The following is a 16790-nucleotide window of genomic DNA, read 5'->3' as shown; positions in this document are numbered from 1 at the left end:
GCGACTTATCTTTTTACTATGAAACGAATAAGTTGTAGTGTAGAATGACAGGCAGCGATTCCATACACTTGGAAATCGAGCAACATATTCGTATAATGGAATAGGATGTACGACTTGAATCATTGCAGCTTTCAGCGTTTGCTGATGAAGATAGCACTTTTTTCACACTTATAAAGCTATACTAAAATAATCATTTATTGCAGGTCTAGGGGGGTCTTTCATTTGAAGGTTATGGCGATTGTGCTTGCTGCAGGACAGGGCAAGCGTATGAAATCGAAGTTATATAAGGTGCTGCATCCGGTGTGCGGCAAGCCGATGGTAGGCCATGTGCTTGATGTTGTGAAGGAAGCGGCTGCGGAGCGCGCGGTCGTTATTGTAGGTCACGGAGCTGAAAAGGTTAAATCGTATTTGGGCGATGGCGCTGAATACGTCTTGCAGGAGCAGCAGCTCGGTACCGGTCATGCGGTGCTGCAAGCGGAAGCACTGCTTGGCGGCGAGAAAGGTACGACGATTGTGATTTGCGGCGATACTCCGCTTGTGCAAGCTTCGACAATTGAAGCCATGCTTGAGCTGCATCATTCGAGCGGAGCGGCTGCAACGGTTCTGACAGCTTCATTTGACGATCCTACAGGCTATGGCCGCGTTATTCGTGGCGAAGATGGTACTGTACAGCGGATTGTTGAACAAAAGGACTGCTCGGCTGAAGAAGCGGCAGTTAAAGAAATTAATACAGGCACATATTGCTTCGACAATGAGAAGCTGTTCGCTGCGCTTGCTAAGGTAACGAGTAATAACGCACAAGGCGAGTATTATTTGACGGATGTTATCGGAATATTCCGTGAAGCGGGCGAATCCGTCCAAGGCTACTGTACGAAAGATGTGTCAGAAGCCATCGGCGTGAATGACCGCGTGGCGCTTGCTGAGGCAGAGCGTTTCATGCGCGATCGAATTAACCGCAATCATCTGCTTGGCGGCGTCACTTTGATTGATGCGTCCTCAACTTATATCGAAGCAGGTGTTCAGATCGGGTCTGACACCGTCATATATCCAGGTACAGTGCTTCGCGGGTCAACAATTATCGGAGAAGATTGCGTTATCGGTCCTCAAGCTGATATTGCGGACAGTACGATCGGCAACGGCGTCGCGATTAAATATTCAGTTGTTTCTGAATCGGTAATTGGCGATACAAGCGCTGTGGGGCCATACGCTAATTTGCGTCCAGGCTCGAAGCTTGGCGTAGGCTGCAAAGTTGGTGACTTTGTGGAGCTCAAAAACGCATCGCTTGATGATGGCAGCAAAGTATCGCATCTAAGCTACGTTGGCGATGCTAAGGTTGGCAAAGACGTTAATATCGGCTGCGGCGCCATAACGGTCAATTATGACGGTTACAATAAATTTGTAACGGAAATCGGCGATAATGCCTTCATCGGCAGCAATGTCAATTTGATTGCACCATTGAAAATTGGTGATGGCGCATATGTGGTTGCCGGCTCTACGGTTACGCATGATGTACCAGCTGGTGATCTTGCGATCGCACGCGAGCGCCAAGTGAACAAATCAGGTTATGCGGATAAAATCCGTGGACGTGCAAAAGCAAAAAAAGAAAAGAAACAATCATAATACCAAATGGTTGATATAGAGGATGCAGGATGCAGTGACGAATTCAGATGATGAATTCGTTGCTGCATCTTTTTTTATGCAAATGTCGAATAAAGTTTAATTTTTGGCTGTAGTGGGTAAGTTATAGGGAAATCAAAACAGAAGCGAGTTTTTGCTTCACAAAAACTAAGCATATGCATACGAAGCAAGTTTTTGCTTCACAAAACCTAAGTGTATGCTTACGAAGCAAGTTTTGCTTCACAAAACTTTTAGGAGGTAATCAATATGGCGATAGCTATGAACGCGGATCAACGAACTGGCACGACGAAAGGTGAGTTGCGCCAATTGCGGCTCCAAGGGAAAATACCGGGCGTTATTTATGGTAAACAGTTGAATGATGCAGCACAGGTCATGGTGGATAGTAAGGAATTGCAGGCTTTGCTGCGTTCTCAGCCGAATGCGGTGCTTGAAATTAATATTCCATCACATGGAAAAACCTCTGTTATGATCGCAGAGGTGCAACGTGATTCTTTGAGCAGACAAGTGCTGCACGTTGATTTCCATCAAATTAATATGAACGAGAATGTGCGGGCGAACGTTCGTATTCATGCAGAAGGCGATTCTCAAGGTGTACGCGAGGGCGGTATCTTGCAGTTGATTTTGCATGAGCTTGAGGTGCAATGCTTGCCGGGCAGTATTCCTGATTCTATTTCCGTAGACATATCGTCGCTGGAGATTGGCGGAAGCATACTCGTAAGCGATTTGTTGCTGCCGAGCGGCGTGGAATTACTAGCGGAGCCTGAGCAGGTCGTTGCAACGATTCTTGCGCCGCAAAAAGAGCTTACAGAAGAAGAAGCAGAGGCTGCTGCAGTGGAGCTTACAGAAGCAGAGTCGCGCTCCAACGAAGCGAAGCTTGAGGGCGTTAAGAGTCTGTAGAATCTCTTTTGACAAATTACGTATACCACGCAGTACCGAGCATATTCGGGCGCCGTCCTTCATCAGGGCGGCGTTGTTTGCTTTTTGGGGAAAATAGTATGAAAGTTCTGACGTAGAACGGCTTCCGATGTTTACGCTTGTAATAGATTATGTTACATTTGTCCGTAAAGGAGTGGAGTGAGCAATGAGGTGGATTGCAGGACTTGGCAATCCCGGTGCTGCTTATCAAGGAACCCGGCATAATGTCGGATTTATGGTTATTGATGAGCTTGCAAGGCGCTGGGGTATTAGTGTAACGCAAAATAAATGCAAGGCATTAATCGGCGAAGGCAACGTACAAGGCACGAAGGTTGTCCTTATTAAGCCGATGACATATATGAATTTGTCTGGAGAGTCAGTAAGATCTTTTCTAGATTACTTTAAGGCTGAGGTTCAGGATGGCTTAATCGTTTATGATGATTTGGATACGGAGATCGGCAAGCTTCGCCTTCGCTATCAAGGCAGTGCGGGCGGGCATAACGGAATCAAATCATTGATTCAGCATTTGGGCACGCAAACTTTTGACCGCGTTCGGATGGGCATTTCGCGCCCGCAGCCAGGCATGAACATTGCGGACTATGTGCTCTCCACTTTTCCGAAGAGCGAGCATGAAAAATTGTCTGCTATGGTTGCTGACGCTTGTGATGCTATTGAGTTTAGATTGAAGGCGCCTTTCGAGGAGACAATGGCAAAGTTTAACCGATAATCTGTTAGAAATTGATTATGAGGGCATACTGAAGGATATAACTACCCTTCAGGAGGCATACATATGGCAGTAAACTATATTTGTCGGCACTGCAGAACATCGATGGGGTCGCTTAGCGGGTCAAATATAACGGAGCATCAACTGGGCTTCCATTTCTTGACCCCCGAAGAACGCAGCGATATAATAGCGTATGACCCAAATGGAGATGTAACGGTAAAAGTGGTCTGTGATTATTGCCGCGAGGCGATTGATGCGAACCCAGAGCTTCATTTGGTAACTAGTCCTCTTCAATGACGGAAAGTGAATAGTATGAGCCTTAGCAGATGGCTGAGGCTTATTTTCAATGTACAGGGAGCGATCGTATCACTCTCCGATTGTGTAAAGAAACGGGGTGTCGCAAAAGTTGAAAGCTTTAATTAATGCTTTTGCCGCGGATACGGACGTTCAGTCCGTTATATCCGGTATTCGTAAAGGCATGCGTGAGCAGATGATATCTGGCCTCGCAGGCTCTTCCAGACAAGTGCTCATTGCAGCGCTGCGGGAGGATGTAGAGCGTCCTATGCTTGTTGTGACGCATAACATGTTCTCTGCGCAGAAGATTGCGGAGGACTTGCAGGAATGTCTTTCGTCAGAAAATGTATTATTATATCCCGCAAATGAGCTGGTAGCTGCAGAAGCGGCGATCTCGAGTCCTGAGACGCTTGCGCAGCGAATGGATGTGCTGATCAAGCTGTCCCAAGGCTATCGCGGGATTGTTGTCGTGCCCTTCTCCGGCGTTCGGCGCTATTTGCCTATAAGCAGTGTTATGGCTGAAGCGCAAGTTGAGGTTCAAGTTGGCCAGTCACTGCCGATAGATGCTTTTCTGCGGCAAATGACCGCTCTTGGTTATACACGGGCTGACCGCGTAGAGTTACGCGGCGATATAAGCGTGCGCGGCGGGATTGTTGACTTCTATCCGCTTACGGCTTCACAAGCGTACCGGATCGAATGGTTTGGCGATGACGTTGATTCCATACGTACCTTCGATCCAGCAGATCAACGTTCTTTGGATCGCTTGGAAACTTATGTGGTTCCGCCATGCCAAGAGCTGCTCGCAGACGGCCACCGTATGGAGACTGCGGCTAATCATGCGCAGCGGCTGCTAGAGAAGCAGCTCGATAAGATGACAGATCGTACAGCCAAGGATCGACTTCGCACGGAGCTGGGCGGAGAGATTGAAAGGCTGCGCGAGCATGTTTATTTTCCGGAAATTTATAAATATATTTCGTTGTTATACCCAGAGCGTCAAACGATTCTTGACTATATGCCAGCTGATACGCTGCTCATACTAGACGAGCCAACGCGTTTAATAGAGACAGCGAAGCAATTGGAGCGGGATGAAGCGGAATGGTCCATGCATTTGCTGCAAAACGGCAAGTCGCTTCCGGATCTTGCTCTAGCCCGCGATACAGAGGAGATTTTGCATCACCGTCCGTTTCCAACGCTGTTCCTGTCCTTATTCTTAAGGCAAATCCCGCATTCGCAGCCGCAAAATATATTGAACATGACAAGCCGCTCGATGCAAAATTTTCATGGACAAATGAATGTGCTGAAGGCAGAAATGGAACGTTGGCGCAAGACGGGTGCCACAGTAATGATGCTTGCCGGCAATGCAGAGCGTATGGAACGCATGCGCCGAGTTCTTGACGACTATAGCATTGAGACGCCTACTCTGCTAGAAGGTAATTTGCAGTCCGGTTTTGAGCTGCCATCCTCTCACCTTGTCATTATTACTGAAGGCGAGATGTTCTCCCAGAAGCAGCGCAAAGCCCGGAAAATGGATAAAAAAGTTGATAATGCCGAGCGTATTAAGAGCTATACAGAGCTTAAAGTCGGTGACTATGTTGTTCACCATAATCATGGTATAGGCAAGTATGTAGGTATAGGCACGCTAGAAATAGCAGGTATTCATAAAGATTATTTGCATATTCTCTATGCTGGCGGCGATAAGCTGTCTGTTCCAATCGAGCAAGTGGATATGATTCAGAAGTATGTCGGCAATGAAGATAAAGAGCCTAAGGTCAATAAACTCGGCGGCAGTGAATGGACGCGAGCGAAGAGCAAAGTAAAAGCATCCGTTCAGGATATTGCTGATGATTTGATCAAGCTGTATGCGGAGCGGCAGACGGCTCCAGGGTACGCTTTTGGACAAGATACGTCGTATCAGAATGAGTTCGAAGCGATGTTCCCTTATGACGAGACGCGCGACCAGCTCAGAGCGATCGAAGAGATTAAGAAGGATATGGAGAAAACCCAGCCGATGGATAGGCTGTTATGCGGAGACGTCGGTTACGGGAAAACCGAGGTTGCCATTCGTGCTGCCTTCAAATCAGCAATGGACAGCAAACAGGTAGCAGTGCTAGTTCCGACGACTATTTTGGCGCAGCAGCATTATGAGACATTCCGCGAGCGTTTTGCAGGTTATCCGATTAACGTCCAGGTTCTCAGCCGTTTCCGTTCACGCAAGGAACAGAATGAAACGATGAAGGGCCTGAAGGCGGGAACAGTAGATGTCGTTATTGGGACGCATCGACTGCTGTCGCAGGATATTATTTTCAAATCGCTCGGCCTTTTGATCGTGGATGAGGAACAACGTTTTGGCGTATCGCATAAGGAAAAGCTGAAGAAGCTGAAAACTAATGTCGACGTGCTTACGCTGACTGCGACACCGATTCCAAGAACGCTTCATATGTCGATGCTTGGCGTGCGGGACTTGTCTGTTATTGAAACGCCGCCGGAAAATCGTTTCCCTGTGCAAACCTATGTGGTGGAATACAGCCCGTCCCTCGTACGGGAGTCGATAGAGCGCGAGCTGGCACGTGGAGGCCAAGTCTATTACTTGTATAACCGTGTTCAAGGCATCTACCAGATGGCGGAGCAAATCAACGCGCTTGTACCAGGTGCTAGAGTTGCGGTCGGCCATGGGCAAATGTCAGAGCAGGAGCTGGAGAAGACCATCCTTGATTTCCTCGATGGCGAATCCGATGTTCTGGTAAGCACCAGCATTATTGAGACAGGCGTCGATATTCCGAACGTGAATACGCTTATTGTACATGATGCTGACAAAATGGGACTCTCTCAGCTGTATCAGCTGCGCGGCCGCGTTGGTCGTTCGAATCGTATTGCATACGCGTATTTCACGTATCAACGGGATAAGGTGCTTACGGAGGTTGCGGAGAAGCGTCTGCAATCCATCAAAGAATTTACTGAGCTCGGCTCAGGTTTCAAAATCGCAATGCGCGATCTATCGATTCGTGGAGCGGGCAACCTGCTTGGGGCGGAGCAGCATGGCTTTATTGCCTCGGTAGGCTTCGACATGTATTCGCAAATGCTGGCTGATGAGATCGCGAAGCGCAAAGCGGAGATGAGCGGCGAAGAAATCAAAGAAGAGAAGCCAGTTAGCATGCTTATTGATATTAGCGTAGATGCTTATTTGCCTTCGGATTACATTTATGACAGCATCCAAAAAATTGAGATCTATAAAAAAGTGGCTGCTATCCGAACGTTCGAAGAGGCAGATGATGTGATTGATGAGCTTGTGGATCGTTTTGGCGATTTACCGCAAGCGGTAAGCAATTTGCTCGCAGTGGCTAGATTAAAAGTGTATGGCACGATGTATGGTATTGAACAGCTCAGCGGCAAAGGTGATGATCTGCTGCTTCGTTACGCAGCTGGCGAGAAGCGGAGGATTGACCGTAAGAAGGTTGATCAGCTTTGTCTGAAGCATGAGAACCGCTTTAAGCAGGGCAGCGAGCAGGAGCCAAACCCAAGTATTTTGCTGCGCGGCAAGGGATTGAATATGGAGCAGAAAATTCATATGATTGAACAATTTTTGCAAGCGTACAAGGATGTTCTCCTTTATAAAGACGAATTGCAAGATGCGACAACATAGACAAGATTCGCTTTATACGCCCCTTTTCTGATACAATACTATCAAGTTCTCAATATGAAAGGGGATTCAACATGTTACACAGTTCACGCAAATCGGCATGGCGCAAAGGCGCGCTGCTTATCGTGGCAGTCGTGCTGGTCTTGACGATGGCGGCATGCGGCGGCGCGAAGGAAACAGAAGTTGCAACCTATAAAGGCGGCAATGTGACAGACAAGGAATTCAACAAGTATTTGGATGTATTTACGGTAATGCAGCCAGCGTATGCGCAAGTTATTGAAATTCCGCAATTTAAGGAGCAGCTGCTCCAGCAGTATATTTCCTACAAAATTTTAAGCAGCCAGGCTTCTAAGGAAGACGTTAAAAAGGCTGAAACAGAAGTAAAAGAGCAAATGAAGCAGTATAAAACAGCACTTTCCCAAGATGCGGAATTGAAAGCTGCTGTAGATGCTAAAAAATTAAAAGACAAAGATATGGAAAACTATTTGCTTATGACTTCCAAGCTTGTAGCTCATATGAACGCTCAAGTAACTGAGGAAGAAATGAAAGCAGAATATGAAAAGAACGGTATTAACTATGCAACCGTTTCTGTTCGCCACATCTTGGTATCAACCAAAACAACGGATCCAACTACACAAGAAGAAAAAGAGATTCGCACGGATGCAGAAGCTTTGGCTCGCGCTAAAGAAGTGAAAGACAAGCTGGCAGCAGGCGGAGATTGGGCTGCCCTTGCCAAAGAATATTCCGATGATCCAGGCTCGAAGGACGCAGGCGGTCTATATGCGGACAAGAAGAATGGTCAATGGGTAGAAGAATTTAAACAAGCTGCTTATAAACAAGAAATTGGCGTTATTGGCGAGCCTGTGAAAACAGATTTTGGCTACCATGTTATCCTTGTTGAGAAACGTGATACGCCAGCATTTGATAAATTAACTGATGCAGATAAAGAATCAGTAAAAGGTACCGTTGCTTCTGAGAAAATGAACAAATACATGACAGACGAGCTTCCTAAGCAAGAAATCGTCATTAAGCTTCCAAAAGCAAGTGACACTCCTGCCAGCGATGCTCCTGCTGGCGAAGAAACGCCGGCTACGGATGCTCCAGCTACGGATGCGCCTGCTACAGAAGCACCTGCAACGAAATAAGTGCAAGACAAACATGTCAGACCCTTTAACCATTCACCGGTTAAGGGGTCTTTTTCCTGAAACTATGGTGAGTAAGGATGGATTGTATGCTGAACACAAATCAATATTTGCTGCGTGAAGCCAAAAGCGGGCCGCGAGAAGCTGAAAGGTGTTGTCGATGAAAATACGACAGTCGGCATTTTTGAGCTTACAGATAAAGGCGAAATATGGATGTTTGGCGAAAATTCGGGCAGATCGGGTCAAGCGGTGACCGTCTATGACCCGGAGAAGAAGGGTGAGGCGATTAAGCAGCTGACAGACTTAGCGGTTTGGAAAAGCTTAGACGCCGTGAAAAACAATCAATATTTTGAAAATGATTTTAATACATTCTATCGTTATGATCCTATTGCTATAAGCGGACAAGTCGATCTTATTGTAGACATGCTTATTGCAAGAGCAGAAGAAAATAAAAAATAACATATGAATTTAAACAAGTTAACCCAACTTGAGGCATTTGCCTTAGGTTGGGTTTTTTATGTAAATAAAAATGTCATACATTCAATCTTTCGTACATAAAAGAAGTACAACGACAAACAAGTGTCATTATACCTAACATAAACATAAATAAAACACCCCTAAATGACCATTTTTAAGTGAAAATGTATCCCTTGAAAAAATTAGTGTTAACTATATTGACATTAACTTAATTCCCAATCTATAATAAAAGCACGAACAATGGAAGTTAATTCCATGTAAATGTTCGGAAATATAGAGACAAATATGAAGCGATGGGGAGTGGGAAGATGAAAAAGAGAATGTTTTATTCATTTGGCCTTATGTTTGTAGCTTTAACGATCGTATTGACAGGTTGTGGCGCAAACAACAACAAACCAGCATCTACGAATGGGGAAACAGATAAACCTACGAATGCTGCCAATGCCGGATCGGGAGCGGACGGGGAAATAAAAGTGGGAATATTGCACTCACAGAGCGGCACCATGGCAATTAGCGAGGTATCGGTTATCGATGCTGAAATGATGGCTATCGATGAAATTAATGCAGCAGGCGGCGTTTTAGGTAAAAAGATTGTACCTGTACTTGAAGACGGCGCTTCGGATTGGCCGACCTTCGCTGAGAAGGCACGCAAGCTTATTTCCGAAGATAAAGTGGCTACCGTATTTGGTGGATGGACATCCGCAAGCCGGAAAGCAATGAAGCCGGTATTCGAAGAGTTAAATGGCCTGCTGTGGTATCCGGTGCAATATGAAGGTCTTGAATCTTCTCCGAATATTTTTTATACAGGCGCTACGACAAACCAACAAATCGTTCCATCTGTCTCGTGGCTGCTTGAAAACCGCGGCAAGAAATTTTACTTACTCGGATCGGACTATGTATTCCCTCGTACCGCAAACCTCGTAATTAAAGAACAGTTGAAGGCTGAAGGCGGCGAACTGGTTGGAGAAGAATACACGCCGCTAGGCCATACAGATTACAGCACGCTAATCAGCAAGATCAAAGAAGCTAAACCAGATGTCGTATACAACACGCTTAACGGTGACAGCAACGTTGCGTTCTTCAAGCAATTGAAGGATGCAGGCATTACAGCTAAAGATTTGACTACATTGTCAGTATCGGTTGCAGAAGAAGAGATCCGCGGTATTGGCGTCGATGTGCTGGAAGGCCATTTGGCGGCGTGGAACTATTATCAAACAACGGATACGCCAGCTAACAAAACGTTCGTCGAAAACTACAAAAAGAAATACGGTGATGAGCGCGTAACGGCGGACCCTATCGAAGCCGGCTATACAGCGGTCTACTTGTGGGCAAAGGCGGTCGAGAAAGCAGGCTCCACGGACGTAGATAAAGTAAAGGAAGCAGCCAAAGAGCTGGAGTGGGATGCTCCAGAAGGAAAAGTGAAAATTGACGGCGCTACTCAGCATATTTATAAAACGGTTCGTATTGGCGAAGTGCAAGCGGACGGCCAATTCAAGGAGCTGTGGAACTCAGGTGAAGCGGTTAAGCCGGATCCGTATCTCAAAGGCTACGACTGGGCAGCAAGTATTCAACCAACGCAATAATCCATAAGCAAACAATGGTCTAATACACAGCAATTAATGGGGGAGTATTCGATCGCTTCGAATGCTCCCTTCTGCTTTTTTTGTGACAGAGGAAGGCGACAGCCGTTTACGCTAGAGAGGAGCGGTCATATGGAAGTGTTTCTGCTGCAACTATTTAATGGTTTAAGCATCAGCTCCATTTTATTGCTGGTTGCTTTGGGGCTTGCGATTACGTTTGGCTTGATGAAGGTCATCAATATGGCGCATGGCGAGTTAATTATGATCGGTGCGTACTCCACGTATTTGACGCAAAATGTGTTTCATGATTATTTGCCGAAATCGATGTTTGATTGGTATTTTGTATTGTCCATTCCGGTCAGCTTTATCGTTGCATTTATCATTGGTCTCATTCTCGAAATGTCGCTGATTCGCTTTCTATATGGACGGCCGCTTGATAGCTTGCTCGCCACTTGGGGTGTGGGTCTCGTACTGCAGCAGCTTGCAAGATCTATTTTTGGGGCGCCAAACGTTGCAGTCACAAGCCCAGCATGGCTAAATGGCGGCTTAAAGATTATGGATGGAACATTGCTTCCTTACAAAAGGTTATTCATCATCGGACTCGTTATCGCTTGTTTAATTGCTATGTATTTCTATATTTACCGCAGCCATGAAGGCAGAAGGATGCGGGCAGTGATGCAAAATCGCGATATGGCTGCATGCCTTGGCGTTTCGACAAGACGAGTGGATGCGATGACCTTCGCTATCGGCTCGGGTATTGCCGGCATTGCCGGCTGTGCGTTAACGCTGCTTGGCCCTATCGGCCCGTCCCTTGGCACTTATTATATCGTTGATGCCTTTATGGTCGTCGTGCTTGGCGGAGTCGGCAAGTTGGTTGGGACAGTGCTCGGGGCAACAGGGATTGGAATGTTTAATACGTTGTTTGAGTATTGGACGAATGCTTCGCTTGGCAAGGTGCTAGTGTTTGTCTGTATAGTTGCTTTCCTCCAATGGAAGCCTATGGGACTCGTTGCCATGCGTTCGCGGTCGCTTGACTAGGGAAAAGAAAGGTGGAACGCTTATGCGCTTGCAAAAGTTTACTCCTCAGCGGATTTGGATCTTAATTGGCTATGCAGCAGCGGCGGCAGCACTCTTCTCCGCTCCGCTATTTGTAAGTGATTTTCGGCTCAATTTGTTAGCGAAATTTCTAGCCTTTGCCATAGTAGCATTAGGGCTTGATCTGATATGGGGCTACACCGGCATTTTAAGTTTAGGGCATGGCATTTTCTTTGGCTTAGGCGCCTACGCTATGGCGATGTATTTGAAGCTGGAGGCAAGCGGAGGAAGGCCGCCGGATTTCATGGGCTGGAGCGGTCTTAAAGAGCTTCCTCTTTTCTGGCAGCCGTTCCAGAGCTTCTGGTTTGCGGTAGCGATGGGAATTGCCATACCTGCGCTGCTCGCGCTTGTGCTTGGTTACGTCACGTTCCGCAACCGAATTCGCGGCGTTTACTTCACGATCTTGACGCAAGCGCTCGTTATTATTACGACGACACTGCTCATTGGTCAGCAAGCTTTTACAGGCGGTACGAATGGGATAACAGGCTACTCTACCGTGCTTGGCTTCTCTATAGGCTCTCCTGAGACGAAGCGCGTGCTTTACTATATTACCGTCATTGCGCTCATTGCTATCTTCATCTTTTGCCGCTACGTCATCGGCAGCCGCTTCGGCAAGGTGCTTCGCGCGATTCGAGATGGCGAGAACCGGGTGCGGTTCATCGGCTACAATCCGGCAATTTATCAAATGGTCGTATTTACGATTTCGGCTGGCATTGCAGGTATAGCGGGCATGCTGTTTGTACTCCACGTCGGTATTATTTCACCGTCGATGCTCGGAATTGTGCCTTCGATTGAAATGGTTCTTTGGGTAGCCATTGGCGGACGTGGAACGCTGGTTGGAGCCGCACTAGGCGCTATCCTTATGAACTGGGCTAAAAGTGAGTTCAGTACCGCTTATCCGCAGGGCTGGTTATTCTTTATGGGGCTGCTGTTTGTGGTCGTGGTCGTATTTATGCCTAAAGGTGTTGCTGGCTTAGTTGGCCAATTGAAATTACGCAAAAAAGGGAGGGAGCCAAAGCATGAAGGAGTCCGCAATCCTGCTGTGTGATGATGTAACTGTTGAGTTCGATGGCTTTAAAGCAGTCCAAGGCATGAACCTAAAGCTTGAGAAAGGGGAGCTTCGTTTCCTCATAGGGCCAAATGGAGCTGGCAAAACGACAATTCTGGATGTGATTTGTGGGAAAGTAAGGCCTACGGCGGGACGTGTCACATTCGGGAAGGTAGATATAACGAAAAAGAAAGAGCATCAAATTGCTGAGCTTGGCATCGGTCGTAAATTTCAAGCTCCTTCGATATTCCCTTCGATGACGGTTGCTGAGAATTTGGAAATCGCGATGCGTCAGAAGCGTACCGTGTTCGCGACGTTGTTTGCAAAGATGGTTGAGGATGAGCGGGCTAAAATTGACGGGCAGCTCGTTATGATTGGTTTGCAGAAAAAATCGAACTGGCGGGCAGGCGGTCTTTCGCATGGAGAGAAGCAGTGGCTCGAAATTGGCATGATGCTGCTCCAGGAGCCGGAAATATTGCTGCTCGATGAGCCGGTGGCGGGGATGACCGATAAGGAGACGGATAAAACGGGCGAGCTTCTTCACCAGATAGCCCGTATGCGGTCGATTGTAGTCGTGGAGCATGATATGGAGTTTGTTCGTAATTTTGCGAGCAAGGTCACCGTTATGCATGAAGGGAAGCTGTTGAAGGAAGGCTCGATGGATGAAATTCAGCGAGATGACCGCGTGGCGGAAGTGTACTTGGGGAAAAGGCGGGATGCCGATGTTAGCCGTTCAACAGCTTGAGGCTGGTTATGGTGAGAGTATTATTTTGCGTGATGTGTCGCTGAAAGTGAAGCAAGGGCAGGTTGTATGTCTGCTCGGGCGGAATGGCGTAGGCAAAACAACGCTTATGAAAAGCATTATGGGGCTGCTGAAGGCGCGCGAGGGTTCTGTTTCTTATAATGGCTCGGATTTAACGAAGAAAGCGCCGGGACTGCGGGCTAAAAGTGGAATCGGCTATGTACCGCAAGGACGCGAAATATTTGCTCAGCTATCCGTTTATGAAAATTTGCTGCTTGGCCTTGAGGCTTCAAAGTCGAAAATATCTTCTATTCCAGAAGAGGCTATTGCAAAGTTTCCTGTGCTGCCGGCAATGTATACGCGCCGCGGCGGCGATCTTAGCGGCGGACAGCAGCAGCAGCTTGCCTTCGCGAGGGCGTTAGCTTCAAGGCCTCAAGTATTGCTGCTTGATGAGCCTTGTGAGGGGATTCAGCCCTCCATTGTCGATGATATTAGGGATGTTATTCGCTCAATTAAAGCGGATGGCAAGACGGCTATTTTGCTGGTGGAGCAAAGCCTGGATTTCGTGAAGAGTGTAGGAGACTACTTCTACGTGCTGGAAAAAGGGGCGATTGCGTGGGAAGGCGGCTTGGAGTCGCTGGATGATGAGGTCATACGCAAATATTTGACGGTATAAAGCGAATGATGAGCAAAAAGCGCCTTTATGAGAGGCGCTTTTTTCTTTGTGATGCTAGAGCTGTTTTTGAGCTGTGATGATAGTGGTTTATTCATTGCTTATTAAGGACTTCCAGTAACGCCATGCTTGTAAGTAGTCGTCTATATCGTGAGGGTGGTGCTTGAGGCAAATGCCTAAACGGTAATAGAGCTGGATGATCACTTCTTCAATTAGCCTTGGTTGATCCTCATCCGATTGATTAAGCATAGCGAATGCAGGCATTAACGTCTCTATGCTCAAGTCATCAGGTGAGGAACAGAATGCATAAAGCAAGTCATAGAGCGGAGGTCCGATTATTGGCGAAGGATCGATAACGCCAATTAACTCGTTATGACTAAAAATGAAGTTGTGAACGCCGCAGTCGCCGTGAAGCAAAAATTTTCCCTGAGATTCGCTCATCGTTGCTTTCTTTAAAAGTGATTTTACAAGGGTATGATCCTCTAATGGCAAGCGGTCGCCGATATAACTTCGAGCGTAATCGACTTTCTCCTCCATAAATTCTCGCCAAGTATTGCGGGGATTATCCAGCCAATCTCCCCATTTCTGTGATGGTGAGCAGCTTATGTAATGCTGAATAAGTCCGCTCACTAAAGCCTTCAACCATTGCTCCTTAGAGCCGACAATATAATCGGTTGAACCCTTGAGAAATGTATAAACGATATATGTTTTATCTGGAGCGGTGTAAGTAAGCTTAGGCAATAGAGGGGCATCTGGATATGTTTTTTTATATTGTTCAACTAAAGAAAGTGCAACTGGCTGATCGAGCTTTAGCACATATTTGGGTGATTCATCGACTTTAATGAGGTATACAAGACCTTCCGTCGTTCCGTCCATTTGTTTATGGATTTCGGACTGATTTTCAATGGCACCTATATGCCGAAGGTTTTCGATGATTTCCTGCACGTCGTTCTTTATTTTCATATAAATCCCCCTGTATATGGAATGCTTTATGCTTCATCTGGTGAAGTGCTTTTATATTTCTCAGTCCAGCTTTTACGCCACTCTTGATAAGACATTCCTTGAATATCTTCTAGACTTTTGCCGTCTATAGACCAATACCCGCCGTCTGTAGTGTCTCCGTATGGAAATGAAGTTCCTCCTATGGGCTGACCATCAGCCAAATAAACAAAAACATCTACCTTATCTTTGCTTAGCGGGTGGTTCGTTACGGTAAATTTCTGTATATGAATCGTTTTTCCAATATAATCGGAGGGGTTCACCCGCTGCAACCCCCAGTACATCATATAGGGCAATACTGATAATTTCTGTTCGGTAAGCTCGTAGCTCTCAACTTGCCCATCTTTTGAGCTGATTCGATATCCTTTCTCTTCAAGATAGCTTTGAGAAATGGATTGCTCTGACGTTGTCTTGGTTTCTCCAGTACAACCGATCGACAAGGATAGCAGAAATAGGATTAATAAATATTTCAATGTATTCATCCCTTCTTAATCTCTGTGCTTTTTGTGACGAAGCGGCAGCTCCCTTTGTTGCAAAAAGAGGTTGGATGTAAAAAGAAATAATTGCTTATATATGTAAAAAGTGATATCATATTTATATCAAAACAATATAGAAAAAGATGAAGGAGTGGGGTTTAATGAACGAGAAGAAAGCCTGGTATGTTAGCGGATACATGGCATTGCTGTTTTCGGTAGTTGCTGCTGCTGGCGGTATTTTTCTAACGATATCGGAAGCATCCAAGGACAGCGGGTCTGGGGTAATTATCGGTGTTGGCGCTTTTTTAATTTTGCTGTCAGTTATTTGTTTATCCTCTCTTACGATCGTGCAGCCGAATGAGGCGAAGGTGGTTACGTTTTTCGGAACGTATATGGGTTCAGTTCTTGAAAGCGGCTTATGGATGGTTCTTCCGCTTACGAACAAGGTTAATATTTCACTTAAAGTACGCAATTTCAACAGCCAAACACTAAAGGTGAATGATGCGGAAGGAAATCCGGTGGAGATTGGTGCTGTTGTTGTATTTAAAGTAATGGATACCGCAAGAGCGAGCTTCGACGTTGATAATTATGAGCGTTTTGTAGAAATTCAAAGCGAGACGGCGATACGTCACATTGCCGCGCAATATCCTTACGATGTTTTCTCTTCAGACGCGGCTTCCTCACTTAGAGGCAATGCGGATGAGGTAGCGGCGGAGCTAGGCAATGAGCTGCAAAACCGTCTTGCAGTTGCCGGCGTAAAGGTGCTTGAGACTCGCTTGACTCATTTGGCGTATGCTCAGGAAATCGCTAGTGCAATGCTTCAAAGGCAGCAGGCGATTGCAATTGTAGCGGCACGTTCCAAAATTGTTGAGGGTGCAGTTGGTATGGTAGATATGGCACTGCGGCAGTTGGAGGAAAACGGGATTAGCTTGGATGCCGAACGGAGAGCGGCGATGGTGAACAATTTAATGGTGGCGATTGTATCTGATCGCGCTGCAACTCCAGTCATTAATACAGGAACTCTTTACGGCTAGAGGCTGATTATTATGACTAAAGAAAAGAAAGCATTTCCGCTTCGTTTGGATCCCGATATCCATCGTGCTCTTGAGCAATGGGCCGCAGACGAATTCCGCAGCGTCAACGGGCACATTGAGTTTTTGCTCAGAGAAGCGCTTGGCAAGGCAGGCAGGCTCAAAAAAACGAATCAGATGGACAATAATGAAGGTAAATAATATTTAGGCAAAGGGCGGTTATCGATTCAAATCGATAACTGCCTTTTTTAATCCATAAACAATTAAAATGCATTTGCTTCTCATGCAAGCAAAAGGGAGAAATGGGGAATGCTGAAAA

At 46.4% G+C, this 16790-nt stretch carries 15 protein-coding genes and 1 pseudogene; 14 read left to right on the top strand and 2 right to left on the bottom strand.

The window, feature by feature from the left end; genetic code table 11:
* Window positions 1-222: 222 nt before the first annotated feature.
* From glmU to urtE, 12 genes and pseudogenes are all read left to right on the top strand, one after another.
* Window positions 223-1620, top strand: a complete 1398-nt coding sequence (gene glmU, locus AB4Z45_RS27465) for a bifunctional UDP-N-acetylglucosamine diphosphorylase/glucosamine-1-phosphate N-acetyltransferase GlmU (protein WP_441912671.1) — start codon at window positions 223-225, stop codon at window positions 1618-1620.
* A 264-nt stretch (window positions 1621-1884) separates the two neighbouring features.
* On the top strand, window positions 1885-2535 hold the full coding sequence (locus tag AB4Z45_RS27460; RefSeq protein ID WP_441912670.1) for a 50S ribosomal protein L25/general stress protein Ctc: 651 nt from the start codon (window positions 1885-1887) through the stop codon (window positions 2533-2535).
* 184 nt (window positions 2536-2719) lie between these two features.
* On the top strand, window positions 2720-3280 hold the full coding sequence (pth, locus tag AB4Z45_RS27455) for an aminoacyl-tRNA hydrolase (RefSeq protein WP_076271325.1): 561 nt from the start codon (window positions 2720-2722) through the stop codon (window positions 3278-3280).
* 63 nt (window positions 3281-3343) lie between these two features.
* Window positions 3344-3574 carry an anti-sigma-F factor Fin family protein gene (locus tag AB4Z45_RS27450; protein WP_339205871.1) on the top strand — a complete coding sequence of 77 codons (231 nt, stop codon included), beginning with the start codon at window positions 3344-3346 and terminating at the stop codon, window positions 3572-3574.
* 109 nt (window positions 3575-3683) lie between these two features.
* On the top strand, window positions 3684-7211 hold the full coding sequence (mfd, locus tag AB4Z45_RS27445) for a transcription-repair coupling factor (protein WP_441912669.1): 3528 nt from the start codon (window positions 3684-3686) through the stop codon (window positions 7209-7211).
* A 71-nt stretch (window positions 7212-7282) separates the two neighbouring features.
* A complete protein-coding gene (locus tag AB4Z45_RS27440) occupies window positions 7283-8353 on the top strand; it encodes a peptidylprolyl isomerase (RefSeq protein WP_076271280.1) in 1071 nt (356 codons plus the stop codon).
* 117 nt (window positions 8354-8470) lie between these two features.
* Window positions 8471-8809: pseudogene (locus AB4Z45_RS27435) on the top strand (iron(3+)-hydroxamate-binding protein yxeB); the annotation flags it as partial.
* Between the two features lie 326 nt (window positions 8810-9135).
* Window positions 9136-10410 (top strand): urea ABC transporter substrate-binding protein, encoded by a 1275-nt coding sequence (gene urtA, locus AB4Z45_RS27430; RefSeq protein ID WP_076271283.1) that lies wholly within the window; start codon window positions 9136-9138, stop codon window positions 10408-10410.
* A gap of 129 nt (window positions 10411-10539) precedes the next feature.
* The gene (gene urtB, locus AB4Z45_RS27425) at window positions 10540-11445 is read left to right on the top strand and encodes an urea ABC transporter permease subunit UrtB (RefSeq protein ID WP_441912668.1); all 906 of its coding nucleotides are present in this window, start codon (window positions 10540-10542) and stop codon (window positions 11443-11445) included.
* A gap of 22 nt (window positions 11446-11467) precedes the next feature.
* Entirely contained in the window at window positions 11468-12550 is a 1083-nt protein-coding gene (urtC, locus tag AB4Z45_RS27420; RefSeq protein WP_441912667.1) for an urea ABC transporter permease subunit UrtC, read from the top strand.
* Window positions 12522-13295, top strand: a complete 774-nt coding sequence (urtD, locus tag AB4Z45_RS27415) for an urea ABC transporter ATP-binding protein UrtD (RefSeq protein ID WP_076271286.1) — start codon at window positions 12522-12524, stop codon at window positions 13293-13295. The genes urtC and urtD overlap by 29 nt, the downstream gene beginning before the upstream one ends.
* A complete protein-coding gene (gene urtE, locus AB4Z45_RS27410) occupies window positions 13273-13968 on the top strand; it encodes an urea ABC transporter ATP-binding subunit UrtE (RefSeq protein WP_076271287.1) in 696 nt (231 codons plus the stop codon). The genes urtD and urtE overlap by 23 nt, the downstream gene beginning before the upstream one ends.
* Window positions 13969-14055: 87 nt before the next feature.
* Here the strand turns inward: urtE and AB4Z45_RS27405 are convergent, their stop codons facing one another.
* On the bottom strand, window positions 14056-14928 hold the full coding sequence (locus tag AB4Z45_RS27405; protein ID WP_441912666.1) for a phosphotransferase: 873 nt from the start codon (window positions 14926-14928) through the stop codon (window positions 14056-14058).
* Window positions 14929-14954: 26 nt separating this feature from the next.
* Window positions 14955-15437: a hypothetical protein gene (locus AB4Z45_RS27400; RefSeq protein WP_441912665.1), complete on the bottom strand. Its 483-nt coding sequence runs from the start codon at window positions 15435-15437 to the stop codon at window positions 14955-14957.
* A gap of 164 nt (window positions 15438-15601) precedes the next feature.
* Between AB4Z45_RS27400 and AB4Z45_RS27395 the strand changes: the two genes are divergently transcribed.
* Together AB4Z45_RS27395 and AB4Z45_RS27390 are read left to right on the top strand one after the other, a co-directional pair.
* Window positions 15602-16474 (top strand): SPFH domain-containing protein, encoded by an 873-nt coding sequence (locus AB4Z45_RS27395; protein ID WP_339205884.1) that lies wholly within the window; start codon window positions 15602-15604, stop codon window positions 16472-16474.
* 12 nt (window positions 16475-16486) lie between these two features.
* The gene (locus AB4Z45_RS27390) at window positions 16487-16672 is read left to right on the top strand and encodes a hypothetical protein (protein WP_441912664.1); all 186 of its coding nucleotides are present in this window, start codon (window positions 16487-16489) and stop codon (window positions 16670-16672) included.
* The last annotated feature ends 118 nt before the right edge of the window (window positions 16673-16790 follow it).

The organism is Paenibacillus sp. MCAF9, assembly GCF_052114265.1.
GTDB lineage: Bacteria > Bacillota > Bacilli > Paenibacillales > Paenibacillaceae > Pristimantibacillus.
Note: the sequence above shows the minus strand (reverse complement) of the source record. Positions and strands in the feature narration are given on the sequence as shown.